This is a genomic window from Halomonas flagellata (assembly GCF_022487945.1).
GTDB classification, from domain to species: Bacteria; Pseudomonadota; Gammaproteobacteria; order Pseudomonadales; family Halomonadaceae; genus Halomonas; species Halomonas flagellata.
Genome location: NZ_JAKVPY010000002.1, coordinates 62,773 through 81,977 on the forward strand (window position 1 = coordinate 62,773; position 19,205 = coordinate 81,977).

Sequence of the window (19,205 nt, forward strand, 5' to 3'; positions counted from 1 at the left end):
CCGGGGACAGGTCGAAGAGGGGGTCCGATTCCAGGGGTGAGGCGGAATCAGAAGAACATCCAGTGAATGTTCTTCCCGCCGAACGGGTTGGCCATGGATGGCCAACCCCGGCCCTGCAAGTGAAGCAGGATGCGAAAGCGCAGCAGGGAATCGGTAGCGCCCAGGGAGGGGTTCACAGCGCCCCCTCGCCGACCTGTCGCCGGAACAGCCTCGAGCGTTACCGCCATCTGCGATAGCCCTGATGGATATGAGGAGTGGATAGGAAAACCTGACGTGGCCGGGTATAATGTCGCACCGGCTGCGCTCGGTCCTGCCCTTCGGCATGGATCCCTGCCTGTCATCGCCGCCTTCCGCGCCGCTCGCGAGTGACGCGGGGCCATGTCATGCCCCTGTCGGATCATCGTCGCGCCGCTTGCCGAGCGTGACGGTCTCTGGTATAAAGTGCAGCCTTTGAATTCCCTTGGGTCAAATGTAGCGGGATATCCCGGTTTGCCCGACAGGTTTTGAACACTCAGGTATTGAACACTCACGTTTCGAATACCTGGCCCAGCGGTTGGAGGCTCCAATGTCAAAAGTATGTCAGGTTACCGGCAAGCGCCCGGTGACTGGTAACAACGTTTCACACTCCCAGCGCAAGACCCGTCGTCGTTTCTTGCCGAACCTGCACAGCCACCGTTTCTGGGTGGAGTCCGAGAAGCGCTTCGTCAGGCTGCGCGTCTCCTCCAAGGGCATGCGCATCATCGACAAGAAGGGCATCGAGGCGGTGCTCGGCGACATCCGCAAGCGCGGCGAAGCCGTCTAAGCGATCCACCAAGGGAGCAATCAGTCATGCGTGACAAGATCAAGCTGGTGTCCAGCGCCGGTACCGGCCACTACTACACCACCGACAAGAACAAGCGGAACACCCCGGACAAGCTCGAGTTCAAGAAGTACGACCCGGTGGTCCGCCAGCACGTGATGTACAAGGAAGCCAAGATCAAGTAAGTCGCTCGCGACCCTTGATGGCTCCTGCCGCAGGTGAAAGACCTGTCCTTCTGAACCCGGCTGAATAAGCCGGGTTCAGGCGTTTGTGCAGGCCACCGGCGGCCGAGCGGAGCGAGAAACTCGATGCCCGAACTGCCCGAAGTCGAGACCACACGCCGTGGCATCGCGCCCCATGTCGAGGGCCGCGAGATCACCGAGGTGATCGTGCGTCAGCCGCGCCTGCGCGTGCCGGTGCCGACGGATCTCGTCGAGCGCCTGGTGGGCACCCGTGTCGGCATGCTGGCCCGCCGCGCCAAGTACCTGCTGGTGCCGCTCTGCCCGCAGGGCGAGGGCAGCGGGTCGCCGGCGACCCTGCTCTGGCACCTGGGCATGTCCGGCAGCCTGCGCATCGCGCGGCTCGGCGAACTGCCGAAGAAGCACGACCATCTCGACCTGGTGCTCGACGATGGCGCCATCCTGCGCTATCACGACCCGCGCCGTTTCGGTTTCGTCGACTGGCTGGCCGGCAGCGCCGAGACCGACCCGCGGCTGGCCCGGTTGGGGCCGGAACCGCTGTCCGACGCCTTCGACGGCGCGCGGCTGTTCGCCCTCTCCCGCGGGCGGCGCCTGGCGGTGAAGCCCTTCCTGATGGACAGCGCCGTGGTGGTGGGGGTGGGCAACATCTACGCCGCCGAGGCCCTGTTCCTGGCCGGCATCGACCCGCGCCGGGCCGCCGGCCGCATCTCCCGGGAGCGCTACGACCGCCTGGCCGCGGCGGTGAAGGAGGTGCTGGCCGCTGCCATCACCCAGGGCGGCACCACCCTGCGCGACTTCGTCGGCGGTACCGGCGAGCCCGGCTACTTCGCCCAGCGCCTCAACGTCTACGGCCGCGACGGCCAGCCCTGCCGGCGCTGCGGCGCCGGGCTGCGCCTGGTGACCCTGGGCCAGCGGGCCAGCGTGTTCTGCGGCAGCTGTCAGACCTGACGCCAGGGCGGCGAGACCACCGCCATTTCCTCTTCTCCACGAGACAAGTCCATGACCGTCACCCGAACCCTGCGCCTGAAGAAGCACGCCGACCGCCGCCTCAAGGCCGGCCACCTCTGGCTCTACTCCAACGAGATCGACATCGAGGCCACGCCGCTCAAGGACATCGAGGCCGGCGAGCAGGCGGTGGTGGAAGCCGCAGGCGGCAAGGCCCTGGGCGTGGCCTACGTCAATCCGCACTCGCTGATCTGTGCGCGGATGGTCTCCCGTGACCCGAAGCAGGGGCTCGACCGCTCGCTGCTGGTGCACCGCCTGAACCAGGCCCTGTCGCTGCGCCAGCGGCTCTTCGCCAGGCCCTTCTATCGCCTGGTGCACGGCGAGGGCGATCTGCTGCCCGGGCTGGTCATCGATCGCTACGACGAGGTGCTGGTCGTCCAGCTCAACACCGCCGGCATGCAGACGGTGGTGAACGAGCTGCTCGACGCCCTGGACAAGGTGCTGTCGCCGCAGGTGGTGGTGCTGCGCAACGACACCGGCGGCCGTCGCCAGGAGGGCCTCGAGCTCGGCGTCGAGGTGGTCAAGGGCGAACTGCCCGAGCGGGTGCTGCTGGAAGAGAATGGCGTGCGTTTCGCGGCCCCGGTCCTCGATGGCCAGAAGACCGGCTGGTTCTATGACCACCGGGTCAACCGTGCCTGGCTCAACGGCCTGGTGGCCGGCAAGCGGGTGCTGGACCTGTTCAGCTATGTCGGCGGCTGGGGGGTGCAGGCCGCCGCCAATGGAGCCTCCGAGGTGCTCTGCGTCGATGCCTCCGGTCCTGCCCTGGAACGGGTCGCAGAGAATGCCGCCCTCAACGGCCTGCACGAGCAGGTGGCGGTGGGCGAGGGCGATGCCTTCGAGGCCCTGGCCGCGCTCAAGGACGACGGCGAGCAGTTCGACGTGGTGATCCTCGACCCGCCCGCCTTCATCAAGAAGCGCAAGGACATCCCGGCCGGCGAGCGTGCCTACGGCAAGCTCAATCGCGAGGCGATGCGGCTGCTCGGTCGCGATGGCCTGCTGCTGTCGGCCTCGTGCTCCATGCACCTGGCGCCGGAGCGGCTGGTCGACGTGGTGCGCGGCGCGGTGCGCCACCAGGACCGCCAGGGCCAGATCCTCTTCCAGGGCCACCAGGGGCCGGACCATCCGGTACACCCGGCGATCCCGGAAACCTCGTACCTCAAGGCCCTGGGCATCAGGGTGTTCAGGGATTGAGCGCCATGTCCTCCGAGTATGTCCGTGTCTTCGCCCACTCCAATGCGCTGCTGGTCAGTCATCTGCACAATGTGCTGGATGCGGCGGGGATCCCCGCCGAGCTGCGCAACATGACCCTGGGCGGCGGCGCCGGAGAGCTGCCGCTGGGGGAGTGCGAGCCCGAGGTCTGGGTGGCGCCCCATAACCGCGAGCGCGCCGAGGCGCTGATCCGCGACTCCCTGGAAGGGGGTAGCGAGCGGCCCGACTGGACCTGCCCCGGCTGCGGCGAACGCCTGGAGGGGGCGTTCGACACCTGCTGGAACTGTGGCACTCACCGCCCGGGCTGAGCGCCTGCCTGCCTCGTCCGCGGCGGGGCCAGCAGCGCCCGTAGGGTTTTCTGCTGGACAGTCTTGCAGCAAGATGATCTTTGGCTGAAGGGCCTGGGTTCGTGGATTTTTATTGAAATTGTGCGTGGACTCTTTGTGGATGCTCTGCCTGTGCTGTAATGGGGAGGAAACCTACCCGACAAGAGCCCGCAGGAGGGTCCCATGCAGATCGCCGTCCCGAAGGAAATCAAGAACCATGAGTATCGCGTTGCCCTGACTCCCACAGGCGCCCGGGAGCTGGTCGCTCGCGGGCACGTGGTCACCGTGCAGAGCGGGGCCGGTGAGGGCGCGGGTTTCCAGGACAGCGACTACGAGGCGGCCGGGGCGCGGCTGGAAGCGGACGTGTCGACGGTGTGGACCGGCGCCGAGCTGATCCTCAAGGTCAAGGAGCCCCAGCCCGAGGAGGTGTCACGCCTGACGACCGGTCAGACCCTGTTCACCTACCTGCACCTGGCCGCCGAGGAGTCGTTGACCCGCGGCCTGATGGCGAGCGGTGCCACCTGCATTGCCTACGAGACCATCACCGACCGCCAGGGGGGGCTGCCGCTGCTGGCGCCGATGAGCACCGTGGCCGGCCGCATGGCGGTGCAGGCCGGCGCCCACAGCCTGGAGAAGGCCCAGGGCGGCGCCGGCGTGCTGCTGCCCGGCGTGCCCGGCGTGGCCCCGGGCAAGGTGGCCGTCATCGGTGGCGGCGTGGTGGGCGAGAACGCCGCGCGCATGGCGCTGGGCCTGGGCGCCGAGGTCACGGTGCTCGACAAGTCGATCCCGCGGCTCGAGACCCTGGACGACCGCTACCAGGGGCGCATGAAGACGGTCTTCTCCACCGCCGACGCCATCGACGAGGCGGTGCGCGAATCCGACCTGATCATCGGGGCCGTGCTGATTCCCGGAGCCGCCGCGCCCAAGCTGATCACCCGTGCCATGCTCGCCGACATGAAACCGGGCAGCGTGCTGGTGGACGTGGCCATCGACCAGGGCGGCTGCTTCGAGACCAGCCGGGCCACCACCCACGCCGAGCCGACCTATGTCGTCGACGGCATCGTCCATTACTGCGTGGCGAACATGCCCGGGGCGGTGGCACGCACCTCCACCCAGGCGCTGACCAACGCCACCATGCCCTTCGTCATGGCGCTGGCCGACAAGGGCTGGAAGCAGGCGCTGGCCGACGACCGCCACTTTCTGCCCGGGCTCAACGTCCACGACGGCCGGATCACCTACGCCGCGGTGGCCGAGGCCTTCGGCCTGGAGAGCGTCGATCCCGCCACCCTGGTGAAGTAAGGCAAGGCGTCGAGACACATCCGCCAGCGTGAGCGGCGCCGGGGACAGGCCAGAGTGGAGGTCATTCTTCAGGGGTGAGGCGAAAGCCGAACGGGCACGCCATGGATGGCGTGCACCGGCCTTGCAAGCGGAGCAGGAGGCGAGAGCGCCGCAAGAAGAAGGTAGCGCCCAGGGATTTACAGCGCCTCCACGTCGGCCTGTCGCCGGGCAAGCCGCGAGAATACTGCTTGCCGCATGCCCCGGTCGCCTTGACCGGGGCGGCGCGGTAAGATGGGCGGCATTTGCCACCGATCAGTGACACAGCCCGACTCCATGACCAAGACACGCGTTCTCACCGGCATCACCACCACCGGCACCCCGCACCTGGGCAACTACGTGGGGGCCATCAAGCCCGCCATCGCGGCGAGCCAGGACCCCAGCGTCCAGTCCTACTACTTCCTCGCCGACCTGCATGCCCTGATCAAGTGCCAGGACCCCAGGCGGGTACAGGAGTCGCGCCTGGAGATCGCCGCCACCTGGCTGGCGCTGGGGCTGGATACCGACAACGCCATCTTCTATCGCCAGTCGGACGTGCCGGAGATCACCGAACTGACCTGGATGCTCTCCTGCGTCTGCGCCAAGGGGCTGATGAACCGGGCCCACGCCTACAAGGCGGCGGTGGCCGAGAACGAGGCCGCCGGCAACCAGGACCCCGACAAGGGCATCACCATGGGGCTGTTCGGCTACCCGGTGCTGATGGCCGCCGACATCCTGATGTTCAACGCCCACAAGGTGCCGGTGGGGCGTGACCAGATCCAGCACATCGAGATGGCCCGGGACATCGCCGCGCGCTTCAACCACCTCTTCAAGGGCGACTACTTCAGCCTGCCCGAGGCGGTGGTGGACGACCGGGTGGCGGTGCTCAATGGCCTCGACGGGCGCAAGATGTCCAAGAGCTACAACAACACCATCCCGCTGTTCGTCTCCGAGAAGAAGCTGCTGAAGCTGGTGCGCAAGATCAAGACCAACTCGCTGGAGCCCGGCGAGCCCAAGGATCCCGACGGCTGCACCCTGTTCCAGATCTACTCGGCCTTCGCCACGGCGGAGGAGAGCGCCGCCATGCGCCGCGAGTACGAGAACGGCATCGGCTGGGGCGAGGCCAAGAACCGGGTCTTCGAGTACCTCAACGAGCAGCTGCGCGAACCCCGTGAGCGCTACCAGGCGCTGATGGAGGACCCCGGCCACATCGAGCAGGTGCTGCTCAAGGGGGCCGAGCGGGCCCGTGGCGAGGCCGTTCCCTTCCTGGATCGCCTGCGCCAGGCGGTGGGGCTGGGCCGCTTCATCTGACGGTATCCGGCTTCCCCTGAAGTATCGGGCGTCCCCTGGGCGCCCGTCGCCGTGTCGGGCTGCCGTATATTCTCCGTTTGCCTGCATGGCTGCGGATCAATGCTTTTACGTGCCGGGTCCAAGTCAGCAGCATGCTCTATTTATCGGGACGCCCGTTCCGGACGACATCGAGGGAGCACGTCATGAGGGGATTCGCCCTGACACCGCCGAAGCGCCTGTCCGTCTCCGTCGTGGCCGCCGGTGCCTTGCTGCTGGGGGCCCTGGCCGTGGGCACTGCCTTCGGCGACCGCGTCGGCCTGCTGATGGTGGTCGGCGGGCTGCTCGGCGTGGTGCTCTACCAGGCCGCCTTCGGCTTCACCGCCGCCTGGCGGGTCTTCATCACCGAACGCCGCGGCCGCGGGCTGCGCGCCCAGATGGTGATGCTGGCCATCGCCGTGCTGCTGTTCTTCCCGGCGCTCGGTGCCGGCAGCCTGTTCGGCACCCCGGTAGCCGGCTATGTGGCGCCGATCGGCGTCTCGGTGGTGGTCGGGGCCTTCCTGTTCGGCCTCGGCATGCAGCTCGGCGGCGGCTGTGCCTCCGGTACCCTCTTCACCGCCGGTGGCGGCAACGCCCGCATGCTGATCACCCTGCTGTTCTTCGTCGTCGGCTCGCTGATCGGCACCGCCCACTTCGCCTGGTGGCAGAGCCTCCCCGCCTGGCGGCCGACCTCGCTGGTCACCGAGTTGGGCGTAGGGGGCGGCATCGCGGTCAGCCTGGTGCTGTTCGCGGCCATCGCCGCCTTCACGGTGGTGATGGAGAAACGCCGCCATGGCCGGCTCGAGCAGGCGCCGGCGGTCGATGCCGGCAACCGGCGCTGGCTCACCGGCCCCTGGCCGCTGCTGTTCGGCGCCGTGGCGCTGGCGCTGCTCAACTTCGCCACCCTGGCCCTGGCCGGCCGCCCCTGGGGAGTGACCTCGGCCTTCGCCCTGTGGGGCGCCAAGGGCTTCGAGTTCCTGGGCGGCGACGTCTCCGCCTGGGGCTACTGGCAGGCACCGGGCAACGCCGCGGCCCTCCAGGCCAGCGTCTGGGGGGACATCACCACGGTGATGAACGTGGGCATCATGGTGGGAGCCCTGGTGGCCGCCTCGCTCGCCGGTCGCTTCGCGCCCAATTTCCGCATCCCGGCGAGGTCCGTACTCGCCGCGGTGATCGGCGGCATCCTGCTCGGCTACGGCGCGCGCCTGGCGTTCGGCTGTAACATCGGCGCCTACTTCGGTGGCATCGCCTCGGGCAGCCTGCACGGCTGGGTCTGGCTGGTGGCGGCCTTCGCCGGCAACATGCTGGGGGTGAAGCTGCGCCCCTTCTTCTTCGCGGGGGAGGCCGGGCGACAGCCGGCGGCCAAGGGCTGCTGATCGCGCCTTTCGGCGGATGAACGCGCCCCGACTCGGCCAGGTCGGAGCACTGTCGTTTTCGGCGTGGTAGAGTTAGCGCCAGAGACGCCGTCGAGAGCGTCAACGGCCCGTTCCAGTCACCGCATCGAGACGAGAGATGACCACCGAACCCAAGCGTCCCCTCTATATTCCCTATGCCGGCCCCCCGCTGCTCGAGATGCCGCTGCTCAACAAGGGCAGTGCCTTCACCCGCGAGGAGCGCATCGAGTTCAACCTGATCGGTCTGCTGCCGCAGAACGTGGAGTCCATCGAGGAGCAGGCGGAACGCGCCTACCGACAGTATCGCCAGTGCCAGAACGACCTGGATCGCCATATCTATCTGCGCGCCATCCAGGACGACAACGAGACCCTCTATTTCCGCCTGGTCTCCGAGCACCTCGAGGAGATGCTGCCGATCATCTATACGCCCACGGTGGGCAAGGCCTGCGAGGAGTTCTCCAACATCTATCGCAACCACCGCGGGCTCTTCGTCGCCTACCCGGACCGCGACCGCATGGACGACATCCTGCGCTGCGCCACCAAGGACCAGGTCAAGGTCATCGTGGTGACCGACGGCGAGCGCATCCTCGGCCTCGGCGACCAGGGCATCGGCGGCATGGGCATTCCCATCGGCAAGCTCTCGCTCTACACCGCCTGCGGCGGCATCAGCCCGGCCTATACGCTGCCGATCATGCTCGACGTGGGCACCAACAACCGGGCGCTGCTCGACGACCCCATGTACATGGGCTGGCGCCACCCGCGCATCGCCCAGGCCGAATACGACGCCTTCATGGAGGAGTTCATCGCCGCGGTGAAGCGCCGCTGGCCCAAGGCGCTGCTGCAGTTCGAGGACTTTGCCCAGGCCAACGCCCTGCCGCTGCTCGAGCGCTATCGCGACCGGCTCTGCTGCTTCAACGACGACGTCCAGGGCACGGCGTCGGTCTGCGTGGGCACCCTGATGGCGGCCTGCCAGGCGCGTGACGAGGGGGTCGGGCAGCAGCGGGTGGTGTTCGTGGGCGGCGGTTCGGCGGGTTGCGGCATCGCCGAGCAGGTCGTGGTGGCCATGCAGGCGGAGGGGTTGACCGAGAAGGAGGCGCGCAGCCGGGTCTTCATGGTCGACCGGGACGGCCTGGTGACCGCCGACATGGAAGGGTTGTGGGACTTCCAGCGCCGCCTCGCCCAGGATCCGGCCCTGCTCAACGACTGGCGCGGGCGCGACCTGCTGGAAGTCGTCACCCAGGTGCGTCCCACGGTGCTGATCGGCGTCTGTGGCCAGCCCGGCATCTTCACCGAGGAGGTGGTACGTGCCATGCACGCCGGTTGCTCCCGGCCGTTGATCATGCCGCTCTCCAACCCTACCTCCCGGGCCGAGGCGACGCCGGAGGACGTGCTCACCTGGACCGACGGCCAGGCGCTGGTGGCCACCGGCAGCCCCTTCGCCCCGGTGGTGCACGATGGCATCACCTACCCCATCGCCCAGTGCAACAACGCCTATATTTTCCCGGGCATCGGCCTGGGCGTGGTAGCCAGCGGGGCCAAGCGGGTCACCGATGCGATGCTGATGTCGGCCTCGCGGGCGCTGGCGCGGGAGGCCCCGCTGGTCAAGGAGGGCGAGGGCGCGCTGCTGCCGCGGCTTTCCCAGATCCGCGAGCTCTCCAAGGCGATCGCCTTCGATGTCGCCGCCCAGGCCCAGGGGGAGGGCGTGGCACCGAAGACCAACGGCACCAAGCTGCGTGACGCCATCGAGCGCAACAGCTGGAACCCGGAGTATCGCCGCTACCGTCGCCGGTCGTTCTGAGCGAACGCCCGCCCGAACGACGAGGCCCCGCCGGCTACCCCCGGCGGGGCCTTTGTCTTTCCAGCACGGCCAGGATCATACTGGGGTGGTGACCGGGCCACGAACGAAGACGCACAGACTGGAGGAGAGAGAACGATGGAAGCGCCAGCGGTTAAGGGGCTTCGTCCGGAAGCCGAGGTGATGACCAGGCAGCGGCTGCCGTACTTCGTCGGCATCTCGGGGCAGACGGTGGGGGCGACCGGGCTGTCCATGCACCTCGTGGTCATCCCGGCGGGCGGCCGTGCCGACCCCCATGTCCATGTCGGCTACGAAACGGGCATCTATGTGCTCGAGGGCAGGGTGTGCACGCGCTGGGGCGCTTCGCTCGAACACGAAACCGTCAGTGAGGCCGGCGACTTTCTCTTCATTCCCCCCGGCGTTCCCCATGAAGCGATCAACCTCAGCGAAACGGAGCCGGCACGCGCGATCGTCGCCCGCAACGACCCGGCGGAACAGGACAAGGTCGAGCCTTATGATCCCGGGCGAAGTGCCTTGTCATAGCGCCATGGCGACTGCCGTAGGGGGCCGCGGTTCGACCCCGGGGCACCGTCGGGCCCCCGGTATCGCCTTCGCTTGCCACCCGATGATCGGCTTTACGCGCTCCGGTTCAGGCCGCCCCGATCATCTTCCTCAGCACATAGTGCAGGATGCCGCCGTGGCGGTAGTACTCCAGTTCGTTGGCGGTGTCGATGCGGCACAGCGCCTCGAGCTTCTTCTCGCCCTTGTCCGACTTGATGGTCACCTTGACCCTGCCGCCCGGGGTGAGCTCGGCAAGCCCCTCGATGGAGACCTGCTCGTCGCCGGTCAGGCCCAGGGTCTTGCGGTTCTCGCCCTCGGGGAACTGCAGCGGCACCACGCCCATGCCGATCAAGTTGGAGCGGTGGATGCGCTCGTAGGACTCGGCGAGCACGGCGCGCACGCCGAGCAGCCGGGTGCCCTTGGCCGCCCAGTCGCGGGAGGAGCCGGTGCCGTACTCCTTGCCGGCGATCACCACCAGGGGCGTGCCTTCCTGCTGGTACTTCATGGCCGCGTCGTAGATGGCCATCCGTTCGCCGCTGGGCACATGGCGGGTCTCGCCGCCGACCACGCCGTCGAGCATCTCGTTTCTGATGCGCACGTTGGCGAAGGTGCCGCGCATCATGATCTCGTGGTTGCCGCGGCGCGACCCGTAGGAGTTGAAGTCCACCGGCCCCACGCCGCGCTCCTGCAGGTAGCGGCCGGCGGGGCTGTCGGGCTTGATCGAGCCGGCCGGCGAGATGTGGTCGGTGGTCACCGAGTCGCCCAGTAGGGCGAGGATGCGGGCATCCCTGACGTCCTCGATGGCCTCGGGCGTCCTGCCCATGCCCTCGAAGAAGGGCGGATGCTGGATGTAGGTGGAGTCCGTCGACCACGCATAGACCTGGCTCTCGGGGACCTCGAGCGCCTTCCAGGTCGCGTCGCCGTCGAACACCTCGGCATACTCCTTGCGGAACATCTCGGTCTTGACCTTCTCCACGGCCTCGGCGATCTCCGCCTGGCTGGGCCAGATGTCCCTGAGGTAGACCGGCTGGCCGTGGCGGTCGACGCCCAGCGGGTCCCGGGTCAGGTCGAGCTGGACATTGCCGGCCAGGGCGTAGGCCACCACCAGCGGCGGCGAGGCGAGCCAGTTGGTCTTGACCAGCGGGTGGATGCGCCCCTCGAAGTTGCGGTTACCGGAAAGCACCGACGCCACGGTGAGGTCGCCATCCTCAATGGCTTGTTCGATGGCCTCGTGCAGCGGGCCGGAGTTGCCGATGCAGGTGGTGCAGCCGTAGCCCACCAGCTGGAAGCCCAGGGCATCGAGGTCGTCGTTGACGCCGCCGGCCTCCAGGTACTTGGTCACCACCTTGGAGCCCGGGGCCAGGGAGGTCTTGACCCAGGGTTTGGTGGTGAGCCCCTTGGCCAGGGCGTTACGGGCCAGCAGGCCGGCGGCCATCATCACGCTGGGGTTGGAGGTGTTGGTGCAGGAGGTGATGGCGGCGATCACCACGGCGCCGGGGTTGAGCTTGAAGGCCTCGCCGGCGAGCTCGACGTCCTGGCTGTCGTGGTGCTCGTAGCTGTCCTTGATGCCGACGGCGGTCTGGCCGCCCTCGGACATCAGCTTGCCGTTCTCGGTGGCAGAGGAGGGCTGCTTGCCGTCGTCGGTGTCCATCAGCTTTGCAAAGGTCGCCTTCATGTCCTTGAGCGCCACCCGGTCCTGGGGCCGCTTGGGCCCGGCCAGGCTCGCCTCCACCTCGTCCATGTCCAGGTGCAGGGTGTCGCTGAAGATCGGCTCATGGCCGGGCTCGCGCCACAGCCCCTGGGCCTTGCAGTAGGCCTCGACCAGCGCCACCTGGGCGTCGTCGCGGCCGGTCAGGCGCATGTAGGTCAGCGTCTCCTCGTCCACCGGGAAGAAGCCGCAGGTGGCGCCGTATTCCGGGGCCATGTTGGCGATGGTGGCGCGGTCGGCCAGCGGCAGGTCGGCCAGGCCGTCGCCGTAGAACTCGACGAACTTGCCCACCACGCCCTTCTTGCGCAGCATCTCGGTCACCGTCAGTACCAGGTCGGTGGCGGTGATGCCCTCGCGCAGCTTGCCGGTGAGCTTGAAGCCGATCACCTCGGGGATCAGCATCGACACCGGCTGGCCGAGCATGGCCGCCTCGGCCTCGATGCCGCCTACGCCCCAGCCGAGCACGCCCAGGCCGTTGATCATGGTGGTATGGGAGTCGGTGCCCACCAGGGTGTCGGGGTAGGCGAGGGTCTTGCCGTCCTCCTCCCGGGGCCAGACGGTCTTGCCCAGGTACTCCAGGTTGACCTGGTGACAGATGCCGGTGCCCGGCGGCACCACCCGGAAGTTGTCGAAGGCCTGCTGGCCCCAGCGCAGGAACTCGTAGCGCTCGCGGTTGCGCTCCATCTCGATGGCGACGTTGTCGCGGAAGGCGGTGGCATTGCCGAACTTGTCGACCATCACCGAGTGATCGATGACCAGGTCCACCGGGGATAGCGGGTTGATGCGATCCGGGCTCTCGCCCAGCTTCTCCACCGCGGCGCGCATGGCGGCAAGATCCACCACCCCGGGCACGCCGGTGAAGTCCTGCATCAGCACCCGGGCCGGGCGGTAGCCGATCTCGCAGTCGGAGCGGGCCTCTTGCTGCCAGTCGACCAGGGCCTGCATGTCGTCGCGGGAAACGCTCGGCTCACCGGCGAAGCGGAGCTGGTTCTCGAGCAGGATCTTCAGCGTCATCGGCAGCCGATCGATGTCGCCGAGCGCCTCGGCGGCCTTCGGCAGGCTATGGTAATGGTAGGTGGTGCCACCTGCCTCGAGCGTCTGCAGGGTATCCGGTGTGGACTCGGTGCTCATGCTGTCCTCCTTTCGCGGGAGAGTGAACGACCCCCCCTGGTACCTTGGAACACACATGGTCATGATAGGCGCCACTTTCAATCACTGCCCGTGGACGAGGGAGGGGCCGGTGCGCCCCGGCTTGAAAAGCGGTGGTCGGCCCCCCATCAACCATTCGACGAGTGCACGGAGGAAGACCATGCACGAGGAGCAACTCGATCGTTATCCGGTGCACTGCCCCTACTGCGACACGCCCTTCGAGCTGCTGGTGGACAGGTCCGAGGGGAGCCAGGAGACCTGGGAGGACTGTCCCCGCTGCTGTGCCCCGATCCAGCTGCGCATCGAGGTGTCTGTGGACGGCGAGCTGGAGAGCGTGACCCTGGGGCGCGACGATGATGTGCTGTGACCGGGTGTCGCCCCAGGCGACCGAGGGCGGCTCCCGGCGGTTTCGGCTGTTACAATGGGCCTTCGTCGCCGTGTCCAGCCGGCATGAACCGGGACTCAGTGGGGGAGCAGAGGCTTCCTGCACGACCCATGAACGATGAGTGAGGTTATCCATGAGCGAAGCGCGTCACGAACGCCTGATCATTCTCGGCTCCGGCCCGGCCGGTTACTCCGCGGCCGTCTATGCGGCCCGTGCCAACCTCAAGCCGCTGCTGATCACCGGCATGCAGGCCGGTGGCCAGCTGACCACCACCACCGACGTGGACAACTGGCCGGGCGACGACATCGGCGTCCAGGGCCCGGAGCTGATGGAGCGCATGAAGCGACATGCCGAGCGCTTCGACACCGAGGTGCTCTTCGACCATATCCACGAGGTGGAGCTTCGGGGACGTCCCTTCACCCTCAAGGGCGACAACGGCACCTACACCTGCGATGCCCTGATCATCGCCACCGGGGCCAGTGCCCGCTACCTGGGCCTGCCCTCCGAGCAGCAGTTCATGGGCCAGGGTGTCTCGGCCTGCGCCACCTGCGATGGCTTCTTCTACCGCAACCAGGAGGTCGTGGTGGTGGGCGGCGGCAACACCGCCGTGGAGGAGGCGCTCTATCTCTCCAACATCGCCTCCAAGGTGACCCTGGTGCACCGCCGCGACGCCCTGCGCGCCGAGAAGATCCTCCAGGACAAGCTGTTCGAGAAGGCCGAGAACGGCAACATCGAGCTGGTGTGGAACCACACCCTCGACGAGGTGCTGGGCGACAACACCGGCGTGACGGGGGTGCGGCTGAAGTCCACCACCGACGGCAGCACCCGGGAGCTGGCGGCGCCGGGGGTCTTCATCGCGATCGGCCATACCCCCAATACCGGCATCTTCGAGGGGCAACTGGAGATGGCCGGCGGCTACATCAAGGTCAAGTCAGGCCTCGAGGGCAACGCCACCGCCACCAGCGTGCCGGGCGTGTTCGCCGCCGGCGATGTCATGGACCATGTCTATCGCCAGGCCGTGACCTCCGCCGGCAGCGGCTGCATGGCGGCGCTCGACGCCGAGCGCTATCTCGACGAGTCGGCGTGACGGGATAATCACCTCTTCATCTCCTCAAGGTCGGCCAGGGCCCGCTTGAGCGCCGTCCCGAGCGCGCCTTGCCGTTCCTTGATTGCCTTGCTGCGTCCCTCGATGGCCCGAGCGGCCTGGTCCGCCCGTTCCTCCAACCGGGGGGGCGTTGGAAAGCCGCTCACCTCATGACTCCCTATTCGCTCCTGGTGCCCTTGGTGGCCTTGGGCTTGGCAGCCGCCTTTCTGCCGCGAGGTGCCGTGGCGGTCCTGGCCGGCGTCGGAGCCGGCACCTCGGGCCGGAGTTCGAGCGACCAGCGGTTCAGCTTGCCGATGTCGCGGGCGACGAGATCCTGCACCCAGAGTCGCCATTCCCCCTGGCAGGGCTCGCCGCGCAGTGCCTGCAGGGTCGTCAGGTCGGCGGAGTCGTAGGTGGCGCGCAGGTTGTCCCGGCTGCCGCCGAGCCGGTCGTGGAGGCGCACCGAGGTGCCCGCCGGCGAGCGCAGGGTGACCCGCAGGTCGCCGATGTAGGTGTGGGTGATGTCGAGCGCCACACGGATCGCCGCGATCCTGCCCTCCTCGGCGATGGTCAGCCCCCGCTCGATGCCGGCGGGGTCCTTGTCGGGGATGCTCACGCCCGGCGCCTCTTCGGCGGTGAGACGAGGCGTGGCGGCGATCACGCCGAGTTCCAGCGACCACTCCTCCAGGTGCCCGGTGTCCAGGGGGGCCTCGTCGCGTACCCAGAGCGTCCAGGTGCCGTCGGCCTCTTCGCCCTTCAGCTGGCGTAGCGTGGGCAGCGTCGCGATCTCCCACTGCTCGCTCAGGTTGTGGCGGCTGCCGCCGGCGCGGTCGTGGAGCACCACGGCGAGGCCCGAGGGGGCGATCAGGGTGACCACCAGGTCGCCGATATAGGCGTGGGGGATGTCCACCGCCACACGCAGGACGTCCACCTGGCCGGTGTGGCGCACCTCCAGGGTGTCGCGGATGCCGTCGCGGCGGTTGTCGGGAATCGTCAGCCCGGGGCGCGAGACGTAGCGCTCCTCCGACGTCGGGGGGATGATCTCGCCGCGCAGCTCCAGGGCCTGGGCCACGGCGCGCTCGGCATCCACCCGGCCATGGCCGAACCAGGGGCTCCAGCTGCCGTCGTCGTGGCCGGTGTCCTGGAAGGCGCCGCTGTCGAAGGGGGCGATGGGCGAGACGTCCCAGGAGGTGTCGGGGTCGAAGGAGGCCGGCGGCGTGCGCGGGTAGGGGGTGTCATCGAGGTCCTTCGCCGCCGTGCGGCGCAGCACCGAAGCGACCTCCAGGGCACTGAGCCGTGGGTTGGCCGAGAGCACCAGGGCAGCCACCCCGGCCACCAGGGGCGTGGCGCTGGAGGTGCCACCGAACTCCTGGGTGAGCTGACCGGTTTCGCCGCTGGTGGTGGTGATGCCCAGGCCGGCCACCGGCATGCGGAAGTAGGCATGGCTGTTGCTGGTGGGGGCGCAGAGGTCGATGCCGGTGCCGTAGTTGGAGTAGTGGCTGCGCCGGGCGGTGCTGGCCAGGGCCGCCACGTGCATCACGCCGGGGATGCCGACGAGGTTGTTGGCGAAGCGGCGGGCCGTCTGCACGCCGCCCCACTGCCAGCTGCCGCCCTCGAACACCCAGCCATGGGTATGGGGCACGTCCTGGTCGGCCTCATGGAGGATCGGGCAATTCTCGTTGCCCGCCGCCCACAGGAACAGCAGGCCGCTGCCGCGCCGTCCGCCGCCGGTGGCGAGCCGGGTGAGGCGTCGAATCACCATCGAGGCGAAGAGGAAGCGAGGCACGGCGCCCCAGGAGTTGGAGAGGATATCCACCTTGTCGGCGATGAAGCCGAGCATGGTGAGCATCTTGGAGTCGTTGATCATCAGCGAGGGCCCATCGGACTCCCACTTGATCGGCAGCAGCCGGCAGGCCGGTGAGGCCCCCACCGTCAGCCGGGTGCCGGCCTCGCCGGCGATCACCCCGGCACAGGAGGTGCCATGGTTGGCACCCTGCTGGTACATCTCCTCGGGGCGGGCGTCGATGTCATCCCTGGTTACCAGCCGGGTACCGCTGAAGTAACCCCAGGCGGGAAACTTGCCGGGGGCGGCGAAGTCGGGGTGGTCGAGCTTGCAGCCGTCGTCGCTGACGCCGACCACCACCTCCCGGCTGCCGAAGCCGTCCAGCAGTTGCCAGGCCGGTTCGCAGCGCGCATTGGCGCGCGGATCGACCTCGGGGTGCGACAGATGGTCGTGGAGATGCCACTGGCGGTCGTACTCCCTGTCGCTCGGCGGCACGAAGGCTCGCTTGGCGGCCAGGTAGTTGAGGTCGTTCTCCGCCTGAGCCACCAGCGGCTCCTCCTCGGTGAGCTTGACCACCAGCTTGACCGGGTTGATGCCGGTGTGGGTGGTGAGCTGGAAGAGGCAGTCCCGCTCCGAGTAGCGCTCGCGCAACAGCAAGCCGTAGCGGCCCGCGAATTCGGCCACCTGGGTATCGGAGAGGGGCTCCGCGAAGGTCACGAAGATGCGGTCGGTGATCAGGAAATCCTCGCCGGAATCGGCCACCTGGTAGGCGTGGTGGGTCGGGGCCAGGGTTCGTCCCCTGGCCATCAGGGGCTCGAGGTCCCGGGCCCGCGTCTTGACCCGGGAGGCGATCGAGGAGACCCGCTCGGCGTCGTCGGCGATGCCCGCGGCGCGCAGGGTCTCGGGCAGTGCCCGGCAGACGAACTGGTCGGGACGCTTCCTGAGTGTCAGCTTCTTGCCGCCTCGATAGGTGTAGGTCATGGTAGCGCTCCTCCTGTGCGGTGCATCTCTACCGCTGCTCGCCCCGGTCTGCGGAACTTGTCCAGGGCCGGCTCATCGGAACGGAATCTCCCGCTGCACGGCGCGCGTAGGGCCGTGCCCACCGCCCCTCGGGTCTTGCCGCGACTCTCTCAGTTCGCGTCCGTTTGGCGCCGTTATTCCTCCTTGGTGATCCGCAGATTTCCGTGCACCAGAGCCGACAATCACGGCTTGCCTGACAGTTTGCGGGCTTCGCGGAGAATCTCTACGGCACGGTTATGCGGAAAGGCGCGGCCGCCAGGCGTGCTGAGCACCTGCACCAGCGCTTCCTCGTCGAGCCGCGACAGCGCCAGCGAGTCGTGGATCCCCGCCGCCATCAGGCGTTCTGCAGACACGTCCCCGACACCCGGTACATCGTTGACCGGTACCCGCACGGCCACGCCGACGTCGCCCTGGGAGCCGGCCTCGGGGGTGTTGAGTACCATGTCGCTCTCCACACGCGGCTCCCCGGAGGCGGCCGCGCTGATTTTGAGCGGCGGAATGGCCTGCACCGATACGCCGGCCTCGACATAGGCTTTCCTCACCAACTCGCCCCGGCGCTGGGCGATCCCCACCCCTTCCTCGCCCTCCTCGGGCGCGATGGAGCGTAAATCGACCCGCGACAGCTGGTTCGCGGCGATCGCCTCGCGCAGGCGCGCGCTGTTCGCCTGCAGGACGGCGATCGACGCCTCGGAGGGGGTGGCGGTTTCCCGCTCGAACTCGATCGTGCCGAGGGGCACCAGTGTTTCCTCCGGTGGCGGCTGCGGCGGGTTGACGACATTCTCGCCTGCCAGCGCACAGAGCGGGGCGAAGACACAGCGGCAGTCCTCGCCGCATGTCACACGGCCGTCCTCGTCAAGCTCGATACGGCGCAGCGGCGCGATCCGGTGGCGGATGCCACTGGGCGGCAGCGCCTTCGGCCACGGCATGTCGTCGGGCCCGGTTTCCTGTGGCCATAGCACGTCGGCGACCGCGGTGCGCGCGGGTATCTGCCAGTAGTCGCCCACCTTGTAGTCGCCGCCCTGTTCGAACCAGACCTGGACGCCATTCTCGAGCTCGATCCATTTCGATTCCTGCACCGGGATCGCGTCCGACGGCTGGTCCCAGCGGCGCAGCAGAGGGTGGGTCGTGGCGGCCTCGTCGAACACGGGTATCGAGAACCCCTCGGGCACCGCCAGCGTCACCGTCGCGGTCACCCTGTCCACCGCGTCGACTTGGAGCAGCGGCCGTGGCATCGCCCGAAGTTCCGAGAAGTCGTCGACGATCTCGACCCAGTCGTCCTCCTTCAGCCCGCGGGCCCTGTCCGGCCCGAGACTGTCGAGCTTGACTTGCGCGCCCTGCAGGCTACGGATGCCGAAGACGACCGAACCGTTGTCCCGCGACCATTTGAACGTCGCCTGTGACTTGGCGCCACCGGCGGTACCCGGGGTGTGGATTTCGACCCGGTACAGCTGGTTCTCGGCTCCCCGGTATCGCGCCGTCGGCGGTACCAGGCAGGGGTCGTCCGACGGCACCTCGACCCTGGCACGGGCGCGCAGGCAGCGCGGCTGGCGGAGTTCGGTGCCGACCAGCGTATCGAGCAGCGCGTCGCAGCCCAGGTCCCCGTCCTCGTCATCCTCCTTGCCGAGCAGCGCGGCCTTGACCTGACAGACGACTTTCGCCCGCGTCGCGGTATCGGGCCCGCCGAGCGCCAACTCCCGAATGTGGTCGGCCTGCAGGTAATTGAGGTGCCGTTCCCAGACGTCGAGGTAGACGAGATAGCGCATGCCGGGTTGCAACTCCGCCGGGTCGTCCTCGCCTTTCAGGAACGGAAAGTCGGGTTGGGTCGTGTAGCGCACCGGCGCGGGATCGGTCTCCGGCGGGCAGCGCACCTCGGGCATGAGTTCGCAGGCGACGCCGTCGACGTAATAGCGCCCCCGGCCGATCTCCAGGTCACAGAGGAGGTCGTCGGGGCAGGTGACCAGGAAGCCATCGCCGGGTCCGCCGTGCGGCCCGATCAGGTCGGCCGCCAGCGACCGGGTCTGCTCGAGGAGAATTGCCACCTGCTCGTTCCAGTCGGCGTCCAGCAGCACCCGGCCCTGCTGCATCAGTACCCTGGCGTAATGGTGGTGGCGGCGATAGGTGTCGCGGCTCAGGTCGGCTTTCACGGA

At 68.2% G+C, this 19,205-nt stretch carries 16 protein-coding genes; 12 read left to right on the forward strand and 4 right to left on the reverse strand.

Annotated elements, in window-relative coordinates; all coding sequences use genetic code 11:
* Window positions 1–565: 565 nt before the first annotated feature.
* The 10 genes from rpmB to MKP05_RS02050 all read left to right on the forward strand — a co-directional run bounded on the left by rpmB (window position 566) and on the right by MKP05_RS02050 (window position 9,911).
* On the forward strand, window positions 566–802 hold the full coding sequence (gene rpmB / locus MKP05_RS02005; protein ID WP_110282923.1) for a 50S ribosomal protein L28: 237 nt from the start codon (window positions 566–568) through the stop codon (window positions 800–802).
* A 26-nt stretch (window positions 803–828) separates the two neighbouring features.
* Entirely contained in the window at window positions 829–984 is a 156-nt protein-coding gene (gene rpmG / locus MKP05_RS02010) for a 50S ribosomal protein L33 (RefSeq protein ID WP_102630031.1), read from the forward strand.
* A gap of 123 nt (window positions 985–1,107) precedes the next feature.
* The gene (mutM, locus tag MKP05_RS02015; RefSeq protein ID WP_240566801.1) at window positions 1,108–1,947 is read left to right on the forward strand and encodes a bifunctional DNA-formamidopyrimidine glycosylase/DNA-(apurinic or apyrimidinic site) lyase; all 840 of its coding nucleotides are present in this window, start codon (window positions 1,108–1,110) and stop codon (window positions 1,945–1,947) included.
* Between the two features lie 51 nt (window positions 1,948–1,998).
* The gene (locus MKP05_RS02020; protein ID WP_240566802.1) at window positions 1,999–3,195 is read left to right on the forward strand and encodes a class I SAM-dependent rRNA methyltransferase; all 1,197 of its coding nucleotides are present in this window, start codon (window positions 1,999–2,001) and stop codon (window positions 3,193–3,195) included.
* Between the two features lie 5 nt (window positions 3,196–3,200).
* Complete coding sequence (locus MKP05_RS02025) at window positions 3,201–3,521, forward strand: putative signal transducing protein (RefSeq protein WP_110282926.1); 321 nt, start codon at window positions 3,201–3,203, stop codon at window positions 3,519–3,521.
* Window positions 3,522–3,722: 201 nt separating this feature from the next.
* Complete coding sequence (gene ald / locus MKP05_RS02030; protein WP_240566803.1) at window positions 3,723–4,838, forward strand: alanine dehydrogenase; 1,116 nt, start codon at window positions 3,723–3,725, stop codon at window positions 4,836–4,838.
* Window positions 4,839–5,150: 312 nt separating this feature from the next.
* A complete protein-coding gene (locus MKP05_RS02035) occupies window positions 5,151–6,164 on the forward strand; it encodes a tryptophan--tRNA ligase (protein WP_240566804.1) in 1,014 nt (337 codons plus the stop codon).
* 182 nt (window positions 6,165–6,346) lie between these two features.
* Window positions 6,347–7,555, forward strand: coding sequence for a YeeE/YedE family protein (locus tag MKP05_RS02040; RefSeq protein WP_240566805.1), 1,209 nt, complete (start codon window positions 6,347–6,349; stop codon window positions 7,553–7,555).
* Window positions 7,556–7,691: 136 nt separating this feature from the next.
* The gene (locus tag MKP05_RS02045; RefSeq protein ID WP_240566806.1) at window positions 7,692–9,371 is read left to right on the forward strand and encodes an NAD-dependent malic enzyme; all 1,680 of its coding nucleotides are present in this window, start codon (window positions 7,692–7,694) and stop codon (window positions 9,369–9,371) included.
* A gap of 135 nt (window positions 9,372–9,506) precedes the next feature.
* Complete coding sequence (locus MKP05_RS02050; protein ID WP_110282931.1) at window positions 9,507–9,911, forward strand: cupin domain-containing protein; 405 nt, start codon at window positions 9,507–9,509, stop codon at window positions 9,909–9,911.
* Between the two features lie 106 nt (window positions 9,912–10,017).
* On the opposite strand, the gene acnA is transcribed toward MKP05_RS02050, so the two are convergent.
* Window positions 10,018–12,768, reverse strand: a complete 2,751-nt coding sequence (gene acnA, locus MKP05_RS02055; RefSeq protein ID WP_240566807.1) for an aconitate hydratase AcnA — start codon at window positions 12,766–12,768, stop codon at window positions 10,018–10,020.
* Window positions 12,769–12,946: 178 nt separating this feature from the next.
* Here acnA and MKP05_RS02060 point away from each other — a divergent pair, with 178 nt between their 5' ends.
* Window positions 12,947–13,153: a zinc ribbon domain-containing protein gene (locus MKP05_RS02060; protein WP_240566808.1), complete on the forward strand. Its 207-nt coding sequence runs from the start codon at window positions 12,947–12,949 to the stop codon at window positions 13,151–13,153.
* Window positions 13,154–13,304: 151 nt separating this feature from the next.
* Window positions 13,305–14,258, forward strand: a complete 954-nt coding sequence (trxB, locus tag MKP05_RS02065; RefSeq protein ID WP_240566809.1) for a thioredoxin-disulfide reductase — start codon at window positions 13,305–13,307, stop codon at window positions 14,256–14,258.
* A gap of 8 nt (window positions 14,259–14,266) precedes the next feature.
* On the opposite strand, the gene MKP05_RS02070 is transcribed toward trxB, so the two are convergent.
* The 3 genes from MKP05_RS02070 to MKP05_RS02080 form a co-directional block, all read right to left on the reverse strand.
* On the reverse strand, window positions 14,267–14,422 hold the full coding sequence (locus MKP05_RS02070) for a hypothetical protein (protein ID WP_240566810.1): 156 nt from the start codon (window positions 14,420–14,422) through the stop codon (window positions 14,267–14,269).
* Between the two features lie 11 nt (window positions 14,423–14,433).
* A complete protein-coding gene (locus tag MKP05_RS02075; RefSeq protein WP_240566811.1) occupies window positions 14,434–17,019 on the reverse strand; it encodes a proprotein convertase P-domain-containing protein in 2,586 nt (861 codons plus the stop codon).
* Between the two features lie 221 nt (window positions 17,020–17,240).
* Window positions 17,241–19,202, reverse strand: coding sequence for a DUF6519 domain-containing protein (locus tag MKP05_RS02080; RefSeq protein WP_240566812.1), 1,962 nt, complete (start codon window positions 19,200–19,202; stop codon window positions 17,241–17,243).
* Window positions 19,203–19,205: the final 3 nt, after the last annotated feature.